This window comes from Sutcliffiella sp. NC1 (assembly GCF_027594365.1).
Classification (GTDB): domain Bacteria; phylum Bacillota; class Bacilli; order Bacillales; family Bacillaceae_I; genus Sutcliffiella; species Sutcliffiella cohnii.
The window spans coordinates 138,399-153,916 of sequence record NZ_CP115153.1 but is presented as its reverse complement, the minus strand read 5'-3'; the positions used below and the strand labels follow the sequence as shown (position 1 = coordinate 153,916).

At 37.3% G+C, this 15,518-nt stretch carries 17 protein-coding genes and 2 other annotated features; all 17 genes read right to left on the bottom strand.

Going from position 1 to position 15,518, the window contains the following annotated elements; genetic code table 11:
- Positions 1–10: 10 nt before the first annotated feature.
- The 17 genes from rpoB to ispF all read right to left on the bottom strand — a co-directional run bounded on the left by rpoB (position 11) and on the right by ispF (position 15,516).
- Entirely contained in the window at positions 11–3,565 is a 3,555-nt protein-coding gene (gene rpoB / locus O1A01_RS00760) for a DNA-directed RNA polymerase subunit beta (protein ID WP_066414009.1), read from the bottom strand.
- Positions 3,566–3,809: 244 nt separating this feature from the next.
- Positions 3,810–4,415: a class I SAM-dependent methyltransferase gene (locus O1A01_RS00755; protein ID WP_066414007.1), complete on the bottom strand. Its 606-nt coding sequence runs from the start codon at positions 4,413–4,415 to the stop codon at positions 3,810–3,812.
- 145 nt (positions 4,416–4,560) lie between these two features.
- Positions 4,561–4,923, bottom strand: coding sequence for a 50S ribosomal protein L7/L12 (gene rplL, locus O1A01_RS00750; RefSeq protein WP_066414005.1), 363 nt, complete (start codon positions 4,921–4,923; stop codon positions 4,561–4,563).
- A gap of 67 nt (positions 4,924–4,990) precedes the next feature.
- Positions 4,991–5,491: a 50S ribosomal protein L10 gene (gene rplJ, locus O1A01_RS00745; protein ID WP_066414001.1), complete on the bottom strand. Its 501-nt coding sequence runs from the start codon at positions 5,489–5,491 to the stop codon at positions 4,991–4,993.
- 40 nt (positions 5,492–5,531) lie between these two features.
- Positions 5,532–5,676: a sequence feature (ribosomal protein L10 leader region), on the bottom strand.
- Positions 5,677–5,725: 49 nt separating this feature from the next.
- Positions 5,726–6,427 carry a 50S ribosomal protein L1 gene (gene rplA, locus O1A01_RS00740; protein ID WP_066413999.1) on the bottom strand — a complete coding sequence of 234 codons (702 nt, stop codon included), beginning with the start codon at positions 6,425–6,427 and terminating at the stop codon, positions 5,726–5,728.
- A gap of 115 nt (positions 6,428–6,542) precedes the next feature.
- Positions 6,543–6,968 (bottom strand): 50S ribosomal protein L11, encoded by a 426-nt coding sequence (gene rplK, locus O1A01_RS00735; RefSeq protein ID WP_028397322.1) that lies wholly within the window; start codon positions 6,966–6,968, stop codon positions 6,543–6,545.
- A gap of 171 nt (positions 6,969–7,139) precedes the next feature.
- The gene (gene nusG, locus O1A01_RS00730) at positions 7,140–7,673 is read right to left on the bottom strand and encodes a transcription termination/antitermination protein NusG (protein ID WP_066413996.1); all 534 of its coding nucleotides are present in this window, start codon (positions 7,671–7,673) and stop codon (positions 7,140–7,142) included.
- A gap of 155 nt (positions 7,674–7,828) precedes the next feature.
- A complete protein-coding gene (gene secE / locus O1A01_RS00725) occupies positions 7,829–8,011 on the bottom strand; it encodes a preprotein translocase subunit SecE (RefSeq protein ID WP_066413994.1) in 183 nt (60 codons plus the stop codon).
- Positions 8,012–8,041: 30 nt separating this feature from the next.
- A complete protein-coding gene (rpmG, locus tag O1A01_RS00720; RefSeq protein WP_084380300.1) occupies positions 8,042–8,191 on the bottom strand; it encodes a 50S ribosomal protein L33 in 150 nt (49 codons plus the stop codon).
- A gap of 71 nt (positions 8,192–8,262) precedes the next feature.
- Positions 8,263–8,976: an RNA polymerase sporulation sigma factor SigH gene (gene sigH, locus O1A01_RS00715; RefSeq protein ID WP_213083728.1), complete on the bottom strand. Its 714-nt coding sequence runs from the start codon at positions 8,974–8,976 to the stop codon at positions 8,263–8,265.
- Positions 8,977–8,981: 5 nt separating this feature from the next.
- A complete protein-coding gene (locus tag O1A01_RS00710; RefSeq protein ID WP_066413988.1) occupies positions 8,982–9,491 on the bottom strand; it encodes an NYN domain-containing protein in 510 nt (169 codons plus the stop codon).
- Positions 9,492–9,493: 2 nt separating this feature from the next.
- Complete coding sequence (rlmB, locus tag O1A01_RS00705; RefSeq protein WP_066413986.1) at positions 9,494–10,240, bottom strand: 23S rRNA (guanosine(2251)-2'-O)-methyltransferase RlmB; 747 nt, start codon at positions 10,238–10,240, stop codon at positions 9,494–9,496.
- Positions 10,233–10,658 (bottom strand): Mini-ribonuclease 3, encoded by a 426-nt coding sequence (locus O1A01_RS00700; protein WP_270065387.1) that lies wholly within the window; start codon positions 10,656–10,658, stop codon positions 10,233–10,235. Before O1A01_RS00700 ends, rlmB begins: the two co-directional genes overlap by 8 nt.
- A gap of 3 nt (positions 10,659–10,661) precedes the next feature.
- Entirely contained in the window at positions 10,662–12,062 is a 1,401-nt protein-coding gene (cysS, locus tag O1A01_RS00695; RefSeq protein ID WP_270065386.1) for a cysteine--tRNA ligase, read from the bottom strand.
- A complete protein-coding gene (gene cysE / locus O1A01_RS00690; protein ID WP_066413981.1) occupies positions 12,059–12,718 on the bottom strand; it encodes a serine O-acetyltransferase in 660 nt (219 codons plus the stop codon). The genes cysS and cysE overlap by 4 nt, the downstream gene beginning before the upstream one ends.
- A 448-nt stretch (positions 12,719–13,166) precedes the next feature.
- Positions 13,167–13,397 (bottom strand) — a binding site (T-box leader).
- Positions 13,398–13,433: 36 nt separating this feature from the next.
- On the bottom strand, positions 13,434–14,885 hold the full coding sequence (gene gltX / locus O1A01_RS00685) for a glutamate--tRNA ligase (RefSeq protein ID WP_270065385.1): 1,452 nt from the start codon (positions 14,883–14,885) through the stop codon (positions 13,434–13,436).
- 154 nt (positions 14,886–15,039) lie between these two features.
- Positions 15,040–15,516: a 2-C-methyl-D-erythritol 2,4-cyclodiphosphate synthase gene (gene ispF / locus O1A01_RS00680; protein WP_066413979.1), complete on the bottom strand. Its 477-nt coding sequence runs from the start codon at positions 15,514–15,516 to the stop codon at positions 15,040–15,042.
- Positions 15,517–15,518: the final 2 nt, after the last annotated feature.

Below are 15,518 nucleotides of genomic sequence, written 5' to 3'. Positions count from 1 at the left end.
CCTGTCAGCACTATTCTTTCACTACTGTTTCTTTTACTTCTTCTTCATTTGCGTTTACGTTTAAGCTTTCAGAAGAAGGATCTTCATCATCTTCTAAGTCACGCATTTCAATCTCTTCATCGTCTCCAGATAGGATTTTAACATCCATTCCTAAACTTTGAAGTTCTTTGATTAATACTTTGAATGATTCTGGTACTCCTGGTTCAGGTACATTCTCACCTTTAACGATCGCTTCGTAAGTCTTAACACGTCCTACAACATCATCCGACTTAACTGTCAAGATTTCTTGAAGTGTATAAGCTGCACCGTAAGCTTCAAGTGCCCAAACCTCCATCTCACCAAAACGCTGACCACCAAATTGTGCTTTACCACCAAGCGGCTGTTGCGTAACTAATGAGTACGGGCCAGTGGAACGAGCATGTAATTTATCGTCAACCATGTGGGCTAACTTAATCATATACATAATTCCTACAGAAACACGATTATCGAACGCTTCACCAGTTCTTCCATCGTAAAGAACAGTCTTCGCATCACGCGCCATTCCTGCTTCTTCTAACGTACTCCAAACATCGTCCTCCGTTGCACCATCAAATACAGGAGATGCTACATGAATTCCAAGTCTACGAGCTGCCATTCCTAAGTGAAGCTCTAGCACCTGACCGATATTCATACGAGATGGAACTCCTAATGGGTTTAACATGATGTCAACAGGTGTTCCGTCCGGTAAATATGGCATATCTTCTTCTGGTAAGATGCGGGAAATAACCCCTTTGTTACCATGTCGTCCAGCCATTTTGTCACCTTCGGAAATCTTACGCTTCTGAACGATGTAGACACGAACTAGTTGATTAACTCCTGGAGGTAGTTCATCTCCATCTTCACGATTAAACACTTTTACATCTAGAACGATTCCTCCACCACCATGTGGTACACGTAGAGATGTATCACGAACTTCACGAGCTTTTTCACCAAAGATTGCATGTAAAAGTCTTTCTTCTGCAGTAAGTTCCGTTACACCTTTAGGAGTTACTTTACCTACTAATAGATCGCCATCCTTTACCTCTGCACCGATGCGAATAATTCCGCGCTCATCTAAATTCTTTAATGCATCTTCCCCTACGTTAGGAATATCTCTTGTAATTTCTTCTGGTCCAAGCTTCGTATCACGGGACTCAGACTCATACTCTTCAATATGAACAGAAGTATATACATCATCTTTTACAAGGCGTTCACTCATAATGATAGCATCCTCATAGTTGTAACCATCCCATGTCATGAATGCAACCATTACGTTTCTACCAAGAGCAAGTTCCCCTAATTGCATAGATGGGCCGTCAGCGAGGATTTCTCCTTTTACCACTTCATTGCCTACTGCTACGATTGGGCGTTGGTTATAGCAAGTACCTTGGTTCGAACGGATGAACTTTTGTAAGCGATATTTATCTAAATTACCTTTTACTTTTTGTCCGTCTACCTCTTCGATACGACGAACATGAACTTCACGAGCCTCAACACGCTCTACAATTCCAGGATATTTACAGATTACTGCAGCACCTGAATCTCTTGCAGATACATGCTCCATACCAGTACCAACAATTGGTGACTCTGGATTTAGTAAAGGAACTGCTTGACGTTGCATGTTCGCTCCCATTAATGCACGGTTTGAGTCGTCATTCTCTAAGAACGGGATACAAGCCGTTGCAGCAGAAACTACCTGCTTAGGAGAAACGTCCATGTAGTCAATTCGTTCGCGTTTTACTACTGTGTTTTCACCACGGAAACGAGCTACTACATTTTCATCTAAGAAAGATCCATCGTCACCTAGCAGTACGTTTGCTTGGGCTACAACGTAATTATCTTCCTCATCTGCTGTTAAGTAGTCGATTTGCGAAGTTACTTTACCAGTCTCCGGATCAACCTTACGGTAAGGAGTTTCAATAAATCCAAACTTGTTTACCTTTGCAAAAGAAGATAACGAGTTTATTAACCCGATGTTTGGACCCTCTGGAGTTTCGATCGGACACATACGACCGTAGTGAGAATAGTGAACATCACGAACCTCAAATCCAGCACGTTCACGAGTTAAACCACCTGGTCCTAAAGCAGACAATCTTCTCTTATGTGTTAATTCTGCAAGTGGGTTTGTTTGGTCCATGAATTGTGAAAGCTGAGAGCTTCCGAAAAACTCTTTAATAGATGCGATAACAGGACGAATATTAATTAACTGCTGCGGAGTAATCGTGTTTGTGTCTTGAATAGACATTCTTTCACGTACTACACGCTCCATTCTGGATAACCCAATTCTAAACTGGTTCTGTAAAAGTTCACCAACAGAACGTAAACGACGGTTACCTAAATGGTCAATATCATCTGTATCTCCAACTTGATGTAGTAAATTAAAGAAATAACTAATAGAAGCAATAATATCTGATGCAGAAATATGTTTAACGTTTTCCTCGATAAACCCATTTCCGATTACATTAATTTCCTTTTCTCCATCAGCATCACTTGGTGCATAAATCTTAATTGATTGAAGAGCAACTTCCTCTTCAACAACACCGCCAGATGGATGGAACGAAACTAATCCAATACCGTTTTCTAAGTAAGGTAGGATACGATCTAACGTTCTGCGATCTAACATAGTCCCTTTTTCTGCGATAATTTCACCAGTTTCAGGGTCAACTAATGTTTCAGCTAACGTTTGATTAAATAATCTGTTTTTTATATGAAGCTTTTTGTTGATTTTGTAACGACCAACACTTGCTAAGTCATATCGTTTTGGATCGAAGAATCTTGATTCTAACAAACTTTTTGCGTTCTCAACTGTTGGTGGTTCACCTGGACGTAAACGCTCATAGATTTCTAGTAGCGCTTTTTCCGTACTTTCTGTATTATCTTTATCAAGCGTGTTGCGTAAATACTCATTATCACCTAATAAATCGATAATCTCTTGATCCGAACCGAATCCTAGCGCACGCAAAAGAACCGTTACCGGTAGTTTACGAGTACGATCGATACGAACGTACACAACATCTTTCGCATCTGTCTCATATTCTAACCAAGCACCACGGTTTGGGATAACAGTAGCTGTAAAGCCCTTTTTCCCGTTTTTGTCCATTTTCCCATTGTAATAAACACTTGGTGAACGTACTAATTGCGAAACGATAACACGTTCTGCACCATTAATTACAAACGTACCAGTATCCGTCATTAACGGGAAATCGCCCATAAATACATCTTGGTCTTTAACTTCCCCTGTTTCTTTATTAATGAGGCGCACTTTTACACGTAAAGGTGCTGAGTATGTAACATCTCTTTCCTTCGATTCATCTACTGGATATTTCGGCTCTCCAAGGCTATAATCAATAAATTCTAATGATAGATTTCCAGTGAAATCTTCAATAGGAGAAATATCGTGAAACATTTCTCTTAAGCCTTCATCTAAGAACCATTGGTAAGATGAAGTTTGAATCTCAATTAAATTTGGTAATTCTAACACTTCACTAATGCGAGCATAACTTCTGCGTTGGCGGTGTCGTCCGTATTGAACTAGTTGACCTGTCAACTGATTCACCCCTCGTATCTAGCGTAATTGATGGAATACTACTATTATTTTTAGCAATAAAACTAATAAATGCTAAAAAAGAAAAATGGCTTCTAATAGAAAACCACATTTTTACTTAACGCTCTATTGATTTTACTATCTTTTCCATATGTACTAAATTTATACACAAAAAGTGCGCAAAGTTTTACAACACATGAAAATACATATTGGCATTAAACAATGCTACCACAAGTAAAAAAAGTCGTCAACCTTTTTTTGATTTTATGATATAATAACCTTTTTTCTTCAAAACCACTTCGACTTCTTCAAAAACTTCATTTAATTTATCTATAGCCGAGGGAGCTCCTTGCTTCTTTTGAATAACTACCCACAATTCCCCTCCGTTCACTAAGTGTTCATAAGAAGTTTCTAAAATTTCATGCACAACTTTTTTCCCAGCCCGAATAGGTGGATTTGTTAAAATAGCTGCAAAAGTGTCGCTCTTTTCTAAACCTTTTAAAGCATCGCTTTTCTTTATTTCTATATTATCAACTTCGTTTTGAACCGCGTTTTGTTTCGCTAATTGTAACGCTCTCTCATTTACATCTACCATTTTAATGAGTCTATCCTGAAACTGTTTCGCCAAAGTTATGCCAATAGGTCCATAGCCACAACCTACATCTAATACATCTCCCTCTACCAACGGCATTTCAAACGCTTCGATCAACACCTTTGAACCGAAATCAATTTCATTCTTTGAAAACACACCAGCGTCAGTTGTAAAACTTAAAGTAAAATCTCTCAACTTGTACTCCCAAGTTTTTCTGTCACTTTCGACCGTTGGATTTTCTGAATAATAGTGATTACTCAATTGTATTTACCCTCCTTTTTCTCAATGTAAATGCAATAAGACAACATAAAAATTAGCAACTTTATTATTATGTCTTATTCCCATTAATCTTACACATTTATATACATAAAAAAAGCCCGCTAAATTAATAGCGAGCTTTTTGTTATTACTTAACTTCTACAGAAGCTCCAACTTCTTCAAGTTTAGCTTTCATTTCTTCAGCTTCTTCTTTAGATACGCCTTCTTTAAGAGCTTTAGGAGTGTTGTCTACTAATTCTTTAGCTTCTTTTAATCCTAAACCAGTGATTTCACGTACTACTTTGATAACTTTGATTTTTTGTCCACCAGCAGATTCAAGTACTACGTCAAATTCAGTTTGCTCTGCAGCAGCTTCACCAGCACCAGCAGCAGCAACAGCTACAGGAGCTGCAGCAGTTACACCAAACTCTTCTTCGATTGCTTTTACTAAGTCATTTAATTCTAAAACAGTCATATTTTTAACCGCTTCAATGATTTGTTCTTTAGTCATTGTTATTTCCTCCTTGTTTTTAAGTGATTCATTTATAAAAAAATCTAGTTAACTTGCTTTAAGACAATTATGCGCCTTGTTCTTCTTTTTGATCTGCAACTGCTTTTGTTGCAAGAGCAAGGTTACGAATAGGAGCTTGAAGGACGCTAAGCAACATAGAAAGTAAACCTTCGCGAGACGGAAGTTCCGCAAGAGCTTTTACCTCTTCTAAAGTAGCAACATTACCTTCGATTACACCCGCTTTAATTTCTAACGCTTCATGCTTTTTAGCGAAATCATTTAAGATTTTCGCAGGAGCAACTACATCTTCTTTAGAGAAAGCGATAGCGTTTGGTCCTGTTAATGCATCGTTAAGACCTGCTAACTCAGCAGCTTCTGCTGCACGACGAGTTAATGTGTTTTTGTAAACTTTGAAGTCGATGCCCGCATCCCGTAATTGCTTACGTAATTCTGTTACTTCCGCAACATTTAGTCCACGGTAATCTACTACAACTGTCGAAACTGACTCGCGTAGTTTTGCAGCGATTTCATCAACTACTTGTTTCTTCATTTCAACTGCTTTGCTCATTATTACACCTCCTAATAAAGTGATATATCCTTATACCGTTTGGTGTACATAAAAAATACCTCCATCAGACATGGAGGTATGAATTTAATCGTTAAAACGAGAAAGTTTTACGTTCAAATTACACCTCGGTAGGAAATTAAGCCTTTAAGGGCACCTACTGTCTACGGTACAAACAATATTTATTTCAACACAACGTTATTTATTATAACCGCGTGTATTTATAATGTCAATATGTTAGTTTTTTACAGTGAAAGTAGATGGATCCACTTTAACACCAGGGCCCATTGTAGAAGTTACAGAAACGTTTTTCACGTAAGTTCCTTTAGCCGCAGCTGGTTTCACTTTTAACATAGTTTCATAAATTGTAGCGAAGTTTTCAGCAAGTTTGTCGTTTTCGAAAGATACTTTTCCGATTGGAACGTGGATGTTTCCAGCTTTATCTACACGATACTCTACTTTACCTGCTTTAATTTCATTAATTGCTTTTGTTACGTCAAAAGTAACTGTACCAGTTTTAGGGTTCGGCATTAAACCTTTAGGTCCTAACACACGACCAAGTTTACCAACTTCACCCATCATGTCTGGAGTAGCTACGATAACATCAAAATCAAACCAACCTTGTTGGATCTTGTTGATATAGTCTGCATCTCCAACGAAATCTGCTCCAGCAGCTTCTGCTTCTTTCGCTTTTTCGCCTTTAGCAAATACTAACACACGTTGAGTTTTACCAGTACCGTGTGGTAATACTACTGCACCACGAATTTGTTGGTCGTTTTTACGAGGGTCAACTCCTAAACGGAATGCTACCTCTACAGTTGCATCGAATTTAGCGATGCTAGTTTTCTTCACTAATTCAATTGCCTCTTCAACAGAGTAAGCTGTTGTGCGGTCAACTAATTTAGCTGCTTCTACATATTTTTTACCTTTTTTTGCCATTTTAAAAATCCTCCTTATGTGGTTTTAGCGGAATAACCTCCCACGAATAAAGGTTGCGAATTGGCCAAGACCTTTTTCGCAACCTAGAACAAGAAAAGCTAACAGTTACATAGGATTAGTCTTCAATAACGATACCCATGCTGCGAGCTGTACCTTCAACCATGCGCATTGCAGCTTCTACGCTTGCAGCGTTAAGATCCGGCATTTTTGTTTCCGCAATCTCGCGTACTTTATCGCGCTTAACTGTAGCTACTTTATTACGATTTGGTTCACCAGAACCTGACTCAATACCAGCTGCTTTTTTAAGTAAAACTGCAGCAGGTGGAGTTTTCGTAATAAATGTAAATGAACGGTCTTCAAATACCGTAATTTCAACAGGGATAATTAATCCAGCTTGATCAGCTGTACGAGCGTTAAACTCTTTACAGAAACCCATGATGTTAACACCTGCTTGACCTAATGCAGGACCAACTGGTGGAGCTGGGTTTGCCTTACCTGCCGGAATTTGTAATTTTACCATTTTTATTACTTTTTTAGCCACGAGACACACCTCCTTAAGTCCGTGATGTGGTATTTGGGATTGCTCCCTCCCACTCATCCTAATTCTTTATATTATGAGATAAAGAATATTTAATATTAGAACATCTCAATTGAGACATACTGACCTTTGAAATAATATCATTTTCCTTCGATAATTTCAAGTTCTTTTCAATTATAATTTTTCTATCTGTGAAAAATCAAGTTCTACCGGTGTTTCTCTACCAAACATATTTACTAAAACTTTTACCTTATGTTTCTCTTTGTCCATTTCATCGATAAACCCAGTAAAATTAGCAAATGGACCTTCTTTTACTTTAACAGTTTCTTTTAATTCAAAATCAACATCTAACTGTTTTTCTTGCATTCCCATTCTCTTTAAAATGGAATTAACTTCCTCTGGTAGTAGCGGTGTTGGCTTTGAACCAGATCCAGCAGATCCAACGAATCCTGTTACACCTGGAGTGTTTCTTACTACATACCACGAATCATCTGTCATGACGATTTCTACTAACACGTAACCAGGGAATACTTTTTTCTTTGCTACTTTTTTCTTTCCATTCTTTAATTCTGTTTCTTCCTCTTCCGGTACAACAACTCGGAAGATTTTATCTTGCATATTCATTGATTCTACTCTTTTTTCAAGATTCGCCTTTACTTTGTTTTCGTATCCTGAATAAGTATGAACGACGTACCAGTTCTTTTCCATCCGCAAGGACTTACTGTCCGTCCCCCCTCTATTTATATATTTTTACCAAATGAAAAAACCCGGTAACCGGGCTTTTTTTGTCAATCGATATTATTCACATTATACCATGATTTGCGAGCCGTTATTCAACCATAAATGAAAATATACATAAAAAATTAATTAATAAGGAATCGCATAAGTGCAGAAAGACCTGTATCAATAACAGCAAAGAAAATCGCAACAATAAGAACGGTTACAACAACTGTAATCGTGTATCTAGTTAGTTCTTTTTGTTTTGGCCAGCTTACTTTCTTCATTTCTCGTTTGACACCACGGAAAAAGTTAGTTAAACGTTGCATCGATGTTACCTCCACCTAGAATAGTACGAACTACTTTGTTTCTCGATGTATCGTGTGTATGTTACATACTTTACAAAACTTATTTATCTCTAAACGAACGTTGCTTTGTTTTTCACTTTTCATCGTTGTATAATTTCTAGCTCCACAATTAGAGCAGGCAAGTACAACTTTTTTGCTCATCTTTTATCACCACTTGACAATTTAAGTCTTTAAAACTTTACCATATTGGTAATCTAAGTGTCAACAAAGCATTAAAGTGTTATTTCTCTAAGTTCTAAATATCTTTCTAACTTACGTTTTACTCTTTGTAAAGCGTTATCAATAGATTTGACGTGTCGGTTTAAATCTTCTGAAATTTCTTGGTAAGAACGACCATCTAAGTAAAGGGAAAGAACCTTTCTTTCAAGATCACTTAGTAACTCCTCCATCTTCACTTCAATATCATCAAATTCTTCTTGATTTATTATTAATTCTTCTGGATCTGACACTTTTGCTCCTGAAATAACATCCATCAACGTACGATCTGATTCTTCGTCGTAGATAGGCTTGTCCAAAGAAACATAAGAGTTAAGTGGAATATGCTTTTGTCTTGTTGCTGTCTTAATAGCAGTGATGATTTGTCTTGTAATACAAAGCTCTGCAAACGCCTTAAAAGAAGTAAGCTTGTCTTCCTTAAAGTCACGAATTGCTTTATATAACCCAATCATCCCTTCCTGAACAATATCTTCACGATCCGCTCCGATAAGAAAGTAAGAACGCGCCTTCGCTTTTACGAAGTTTCTATATTTATTAATTAAGTAATCTAGCGCTTCACTATTTCCATCATGAACTAATTCCACTACTACTTCATCTTCCATTACATCAAAGTTTGTTATTCGATCTCTCTGGCCGCTAACTATCACACGCATCCCCCCGATCGCACAGTAGATAGCAATATTATACAGTACATAGAAAAAGAGCGTCAACCCACTTAACGCTCCCCTCTTCTCCATTTTTCGAATTTTTTTAAAATTATATCATCTAATTCAATTCGTTTTGATGGTTTTTCATTTTTGAAGTTTGTTACTTTTTTCCTAATTCTTGATTCGATAACATTTACTTCTGTTAATAGCTCCCTCGCTGACTTTCTTAACGCACCTTGTCCAAAAATGGCCCATTGTTCGGTAAAATCAGAAGTTGCTACATGAATTTGTGTTCGTATATTTGAAAGCTCTCTTGCTAATTTTTCTATACGTTCATCTGCTGTCTCATTTTCTCTAGTATAAATAACATCGACTCTGGAGTTTGTATATTTTTTTTCTACACCTTGAGTTAAATGAGCGTCAAATATAATAATGACTTGATAACCAGTATAAGCTTGATATTCGGCCATTTTTGACACTAAAATATCTCGTGCAAGTGCAAGGTCTTCTCCTTTTAACCTTCTAAGTTCGGGCCATGCCCCGATAATATTGTATCCATCCACAAGTAGGATATCCATTTTTATTTTTCTCCAATTGGGTATCTTTTCCTATACACTTCGTACATAAGGAGGCTCGCCGCTACAGAAGCATTTAACGATGTAACTTTTCCAACCATCGGTAAAGAAAGGAGGAAATCACACTTATCCTTTAACAATCGACTCATTCCTTTACCTTCACTGCCGATAATTAATCCTAACGGTAGCGTACCGTCCATATTCCGATAGTCATCGCTACCTTTTGCATCTGTTCCAAATATCCAAAGCCCTTTATCTTTTAGCTCGTCCACTGTTCGAGCTAGATTTGTTACTCTTACTACTGGAATATGTTCAATGGCTCCTGTTGACGCCTTTGCTACCGTAGCAGTAAGTCCGACTGCTCGTCTCTTCGGAATAATAATACCATGAGCACCAATCGCATCAGCTGTTCTCATAATAGATCCTAAATTATGAGGATCCTCTAGTTCATCTAAAATGAGGAAAAATGGAGATTCTTGTCTTTTTTCTGAAAGTGCAAATAAGTCATCTAACTCCGCATAATCATATGCCGCTACAGATGCAATTACTCCTTGATGGTTCCCTTCAATCATTTGATCTAACTTTTTTTTCGGAACATATTGTACAAGGACATTCGACTCTTTTGCTAGATGTACCACTTGTTGGATTGATCCTTTTGCAGCGCCTTCTGCAACCCATAACTTGTTAATTTCCCGCTTTGCCTTCAAAGCCTCTAGTACGGGATTACGACCAATAATAAATTCTTTAGACATTTTTCGCACCCCTTTCTTCATCAATTAATTTTAGACATAGTTCGATAATTTCTATCATTCTTTCTGTTTGTTCCGTTACGTATAAAAAGCCAATTAGTGACTCGAATGCAGTAGCGTATCGGTATATTTGCACATCTGTATTTTTCGGTACAGTTCCAGATTTTGCATTTCTACCTCGTCTTACTACTCCTTCTTCCTCTAGAGTAAACGGTAATATTTCCTTTAACTGTTGAAGCAATTTTGCTTGAGCCTTTGCTGAAACATATTTGGTTGCAATTTTATGCAATTGATGTGGCCTAACGTTACCTTGCTGTAATAAATGAAGTCTTACATATTGCTCATAGACGGCGTCGCCTAAATAAGCTAAAGCTAAACTATTTAATTGACGTCCGTCTATTGCTTTCTTTTCTACATTCACTTTTTAGCCTCTTTTCCATCTCGTTCCTTGAGCTGTATCTTCTAAAATAATGTTTCGCTCTTTTAATTCATCTCTAATTTGATCGGCTAAGGCAAAATCTCTATTTTTCCTTGCATCTATTCTTTGTTGTATAAGCTGTTCAATTTCTTCATCAAGTAGTTCCGCTTTCTCCTTTAATGTTATTCCAAGAACATTTACTAACTCATCATATAAATTAATAAAAGAAGTTAAAACGTTCGTTGATGTGTTTTTTTCATTTAAATAAAGATTCGCTTGCTTCGCGAGATCAAATAAAACAGAAATGGCATTAGCTGTATTAAAATCATCATCCATTGCCTCTTCAAACTGCTCTTTCAAACTAGTGATGCTAGATAACCACGCTGCGTCATTATCTGTTAAGTTAGCAGCACTGGTTAATCGATGTTGCAAGTTATTATAAGATGTTTTTAATCTTTCTAATCCATTTTTAGTATTTAGAAGTAACTCTTCACTAAAATTAATTGGATGACGATAATGAACAGATAGCATGAAAAATCTAATTAACATCGGATCATACTGTTTAATAATGTCATGAACTAAAATGAAATTCCCTAGTGATTTGGACATTTTTTCATTATCGATATTAATATACCCATTGTGCATCCAATATTTTGCGAATTCTTTCCCATTCGCTGCTTCTGATTGAGCAATTTCATTTTCATGGTGAGGGAAAGCTAAGTCTTGACCGCCTGCATGAATATCTATAGATTCTCCTAGGTATCTTTTAGCCATCGCAGAGCATTCGATATGCCAACCCGGTCGCCCTTTCCCCCATGGACTATCCCAATATATTTCTCCTTCTTTAGCAGCTTTCCATAGTACAAAATCTAACGAATCTTGTTTTTTCTCACCAACTTCTATTCTTGCCCCTAGGCGAAGTTCATCAATTGCCTGATGTGATAACTTACCATACCCATCAAATTCTCTCGTTTTATAGTAAACATCGCCTTCAGATTCATAAGCATACCCTTTTTCGATTAACGTCTCGATAAACGTAACAATTGTATCAATATTATCCGTAACTCGAGGGTGCACTGTCGCTCGTTTGCAACCTAGTGCTTCAACATCTTCAAAATAGGCAGAAATAAATCGATCTGCAATCGTTGGGACATCTTCACCAAGTTGATTTGCTGCTTTTATTAATTTATCGTCCACATCCGTAAAATTCGAAACAAAATTAACATCAAAACCTCTATATTCTAAATATCTTCTTACCGTGTCAAACACGATTGCAGGTCTCGCATTTCCTATATGAATATAGTTATAAACAGTTGGTCCACAAACATACATTTTTACCTTACCAGGCTCTAATGGAATAAAAGGTTCCTTCTGTCTTGATAACGTATTAAAAATTTGAATGGTCATTCTTTCGTGCCCTCTCTTTCTGTAACCTTTATCAACTCTTTTTGAAGTTCTTCCATTTGTTTTTCTAACTCTTTAAATCTGTCAGCAATTGGATCCGGTAAGTCTTGATGGTTTAAATCTTTACTTCTGGCTATTTTTATTCCATCTTGAATAACGACTTTTCCTGGAATACCTACAACTGTTGAATGAGGCGGTACGTCTTTTAAGACGACTGATCCCGCTCCTACTTTAGAATTTTCTCCAATAGTAATGGAACCTAATACTTTTGCACCAGTTGCTATTAACGCGTTATCATGAATGGTCGGATGTCTTTTTCCTTTTTCTTTTCCCGTACCACCTAACGTCACCCCTTGGAACACAGTAACATTATTCCCTATTTCACACGTTTCTCCAATGACAACCCCCATGCCATGGTCGATAAAAAATCTTCTTCCTATTTTTGCGCCAGGATGAATTTCTATGCCAGTAAAGAAGCGACTGACTTGAGAAATAACTCTTGCTAAGAAGAAAAATTTACGTTTATATAATCCGTGAGCTAGTCGGTGTGACCATATAGCATGTAAACCTGAATACGTTAAAATTACTTCTAAATAACTTCTAGCAGCTGGGTCCTGTTCAAACACTACTTCAATATCCTCTTTTAATAACCGAAACAATTTTCTCCCCTCCTTAAATTTTCCCGTGAAATGTAAAGAACAAACGCGTGAGTACATTTGAATGGATGTCTACCATGAAAATAGACTTCATTATGAAATTTAGCATTTCATTATAAGCAACATTGATTAACGTTTTAAGTTAGTCCGTTTCACTTCGCTACAGGTGTTCGCTTTCCGCGGGGAGGGAGCTGAGCCTCCTCGGGCTAAAGCCCTGTGGGGTCTCAGCCTTCCCTCTTCTCCCGCAGGACAAGGAAGGCTTCGGCAGCGTTACATCGCACGAAGGAAAATGCGCTAGCATTTTTCGAGGAGTCTCACACCTTCCGCTACGTTCCACTCTCAGTTCTTAATTTTGAAAGGCAAAACATTATAGCAGTTCTACATATTCCACTTATCGCAGACTTCCCACGTGAGTAAATTCAAATAAAAAAGTCTCTGTGTCTTTTAAAGACACAGAGACGCTTTTTGGCGCGGTTCCACTCTGTTTGGGTATAGTAAAAAACTATACATCCCACTTTTCCTCATAACGGGAGGCGACCGCTATTACTTACTAGGTAAGTACTGTTTAGTAATAGACTCCGAGGTGCATTTCAAAAAGTTTTTTCATAAATCGCTTTCAGCCGATGACGATTCTCTCTAATATGAAAAGGTACTTTTCTACTCTCCTCATCTTCGTTCTTTATTGATACTTATACTATATTACTTTTTCTTCAATTTGTTAACTAATTAGTTTTTCTAATCGTGCTAATACCGTTTCTTTTCCTAGTAGCGATATAGCTTGTGGTAGTTCAGGTCCGTGTGTTTGGCCAGTTGTTGCTACTCGAATTGGCATAAATAGCTTTTTCCCTTTATGACCAGTTGCTTTTTGTACGTGTTTAATCGATTGCTTAACATTATCTGCAGAAAAATCTTCTACATTTTTTAGTTCCTCTGCAAAAGCACTTAACACTTCTGGAACCTGGTCTTCAGCTAGCACTACCGATGCTTCTTCATTGTATTCAATATGCGTCTTAAAGAACATTTCTGTTAGCTCTACAATTTCAGCTCCGAAACTCATTTGCTCTTGGTAAAGAGAAATAAGATCTTTTGCCCATTGTTTCTCCGTATCAGACATATTCTCTTGGAAACGACCAGCTTTAATTAAATGCGGTAAAGAAAGTTCTACCACTGTGTCTAAATCTAACTTTTTCAAGTATTGATTATTCATCCATGTTAATTTTTGTGTATCAAATACAGCCGGAGATTTAGATAAGCGGGCAGGATCGAAAATATTAATAAACTCCTCTTTCGAGAAAATTTCCTCTTGGCCGACCGGTGACCAACCTAATAGTCCTATAAAATTAAAGAGAGCTTCCGGTAAATATCCTAGTTCCTCATATTGCTCGATAAATTGAATAATACTTTCGTCTCGTTTACTTAATTTTTTACGCTCTTCGTTTACGATTAAAGTCATATGACCAAATTGTGGAATATCCCAGCCAAATGCTTCGTATATCATCATTTGTTTAGGAGTGTTAGATATATGATCATCTCCACGTAATACGTGAGAAATTTGCATTAAATGGTCATCTACTGCAACTGCAAAATTGTAAGTAGGTGTTCCATCCTTTTTCACAATTACGAAGTCACCAATTCCATCCGATTCAAAGGCAACTTCTCCCTTTACCATATCATTAAACTTATAAACTTTCCCTTCTGGAACTCGGAAACGAATACTTGGTTGACGTCCCTCGTTAACGAATGCATCTTGTTGCTCTTTCGTCAAATTACGATGTTGACCTGAGTATCGTGGCATTTCTCCACGGGCGATTTGTGCTTCGCGTTCTGCTTCTAACTCTTCTTCCGTGCAATAGCATTTATATGCAAGTCCTTTTTCCACTAGCTCATCATACAGTTTTTTATAAATTTCATTGCGCTCTGATTGGCGATATGGACCGTACTCTCCTCCCATATCAACACTTTCATCCCAGTCGATTCCTAGCCATTTTAAAAATTTTAGTTGGCTTTCTTCTCCACCTTCAATATTACGCTTTTTATCAGTATCTTCAATACGGATAATAAATTTGCCATTTTGATTACGAGCAAATAAATAATTAAAAAGTGCTGTTCGTGCGTTTCCAATGTGTAGATGTCCTGTTGGACTTGGCGCATAACGTACACGTACTGTCATTGTATGTAACCTCCGCTAATTAATTGGCTCTGTTAAACTAATGACCGACTTGTCATAACACAGCCTTTTTATTTTATGTAGACCTTTTTTTATCTTTAAAAATCTATTGCTTATTTTATCATCTATTACAATGAGTTAAAAGTATTCACTTTATCTATTTTTTTACGATTAGTACTGCCGCTTGAGAAGCAATTCCTTCCTCTCTTCCAGTAAAACCTAATTTTTCTGTTGTTGTTGCTTTAACATTCACCCGATCAACTGTACTGTTTAATAGTTGTGCGATTCGTGCACGAATGCTTTCAATATGAGGTGCCATTTTCGGCTTTTGTGCAATAATTGTACAATCAATGTTGCCTAATGTATATCCTCTTTCCTCAACCATTTTCCATACTTGTTGCAATAACTCAGCAGAGTCTGCATCTTTAAAATTAGGATCTGTGTCAGGAAAATGCTTTCCAATATCACCTTCACCAATTGCTCCTAAGCAAGCATCGGCTACCGTATGTAAAAGAACATCTGCATCTGAATGACCTAATAGTCCTCTTTCGTACGGAATTGTAATTCCACCGATAATGAGAGGGCGCCCTTCTGAAAATTGATGAACGTCAAATCCTTGTCCAATTCGAAACATAT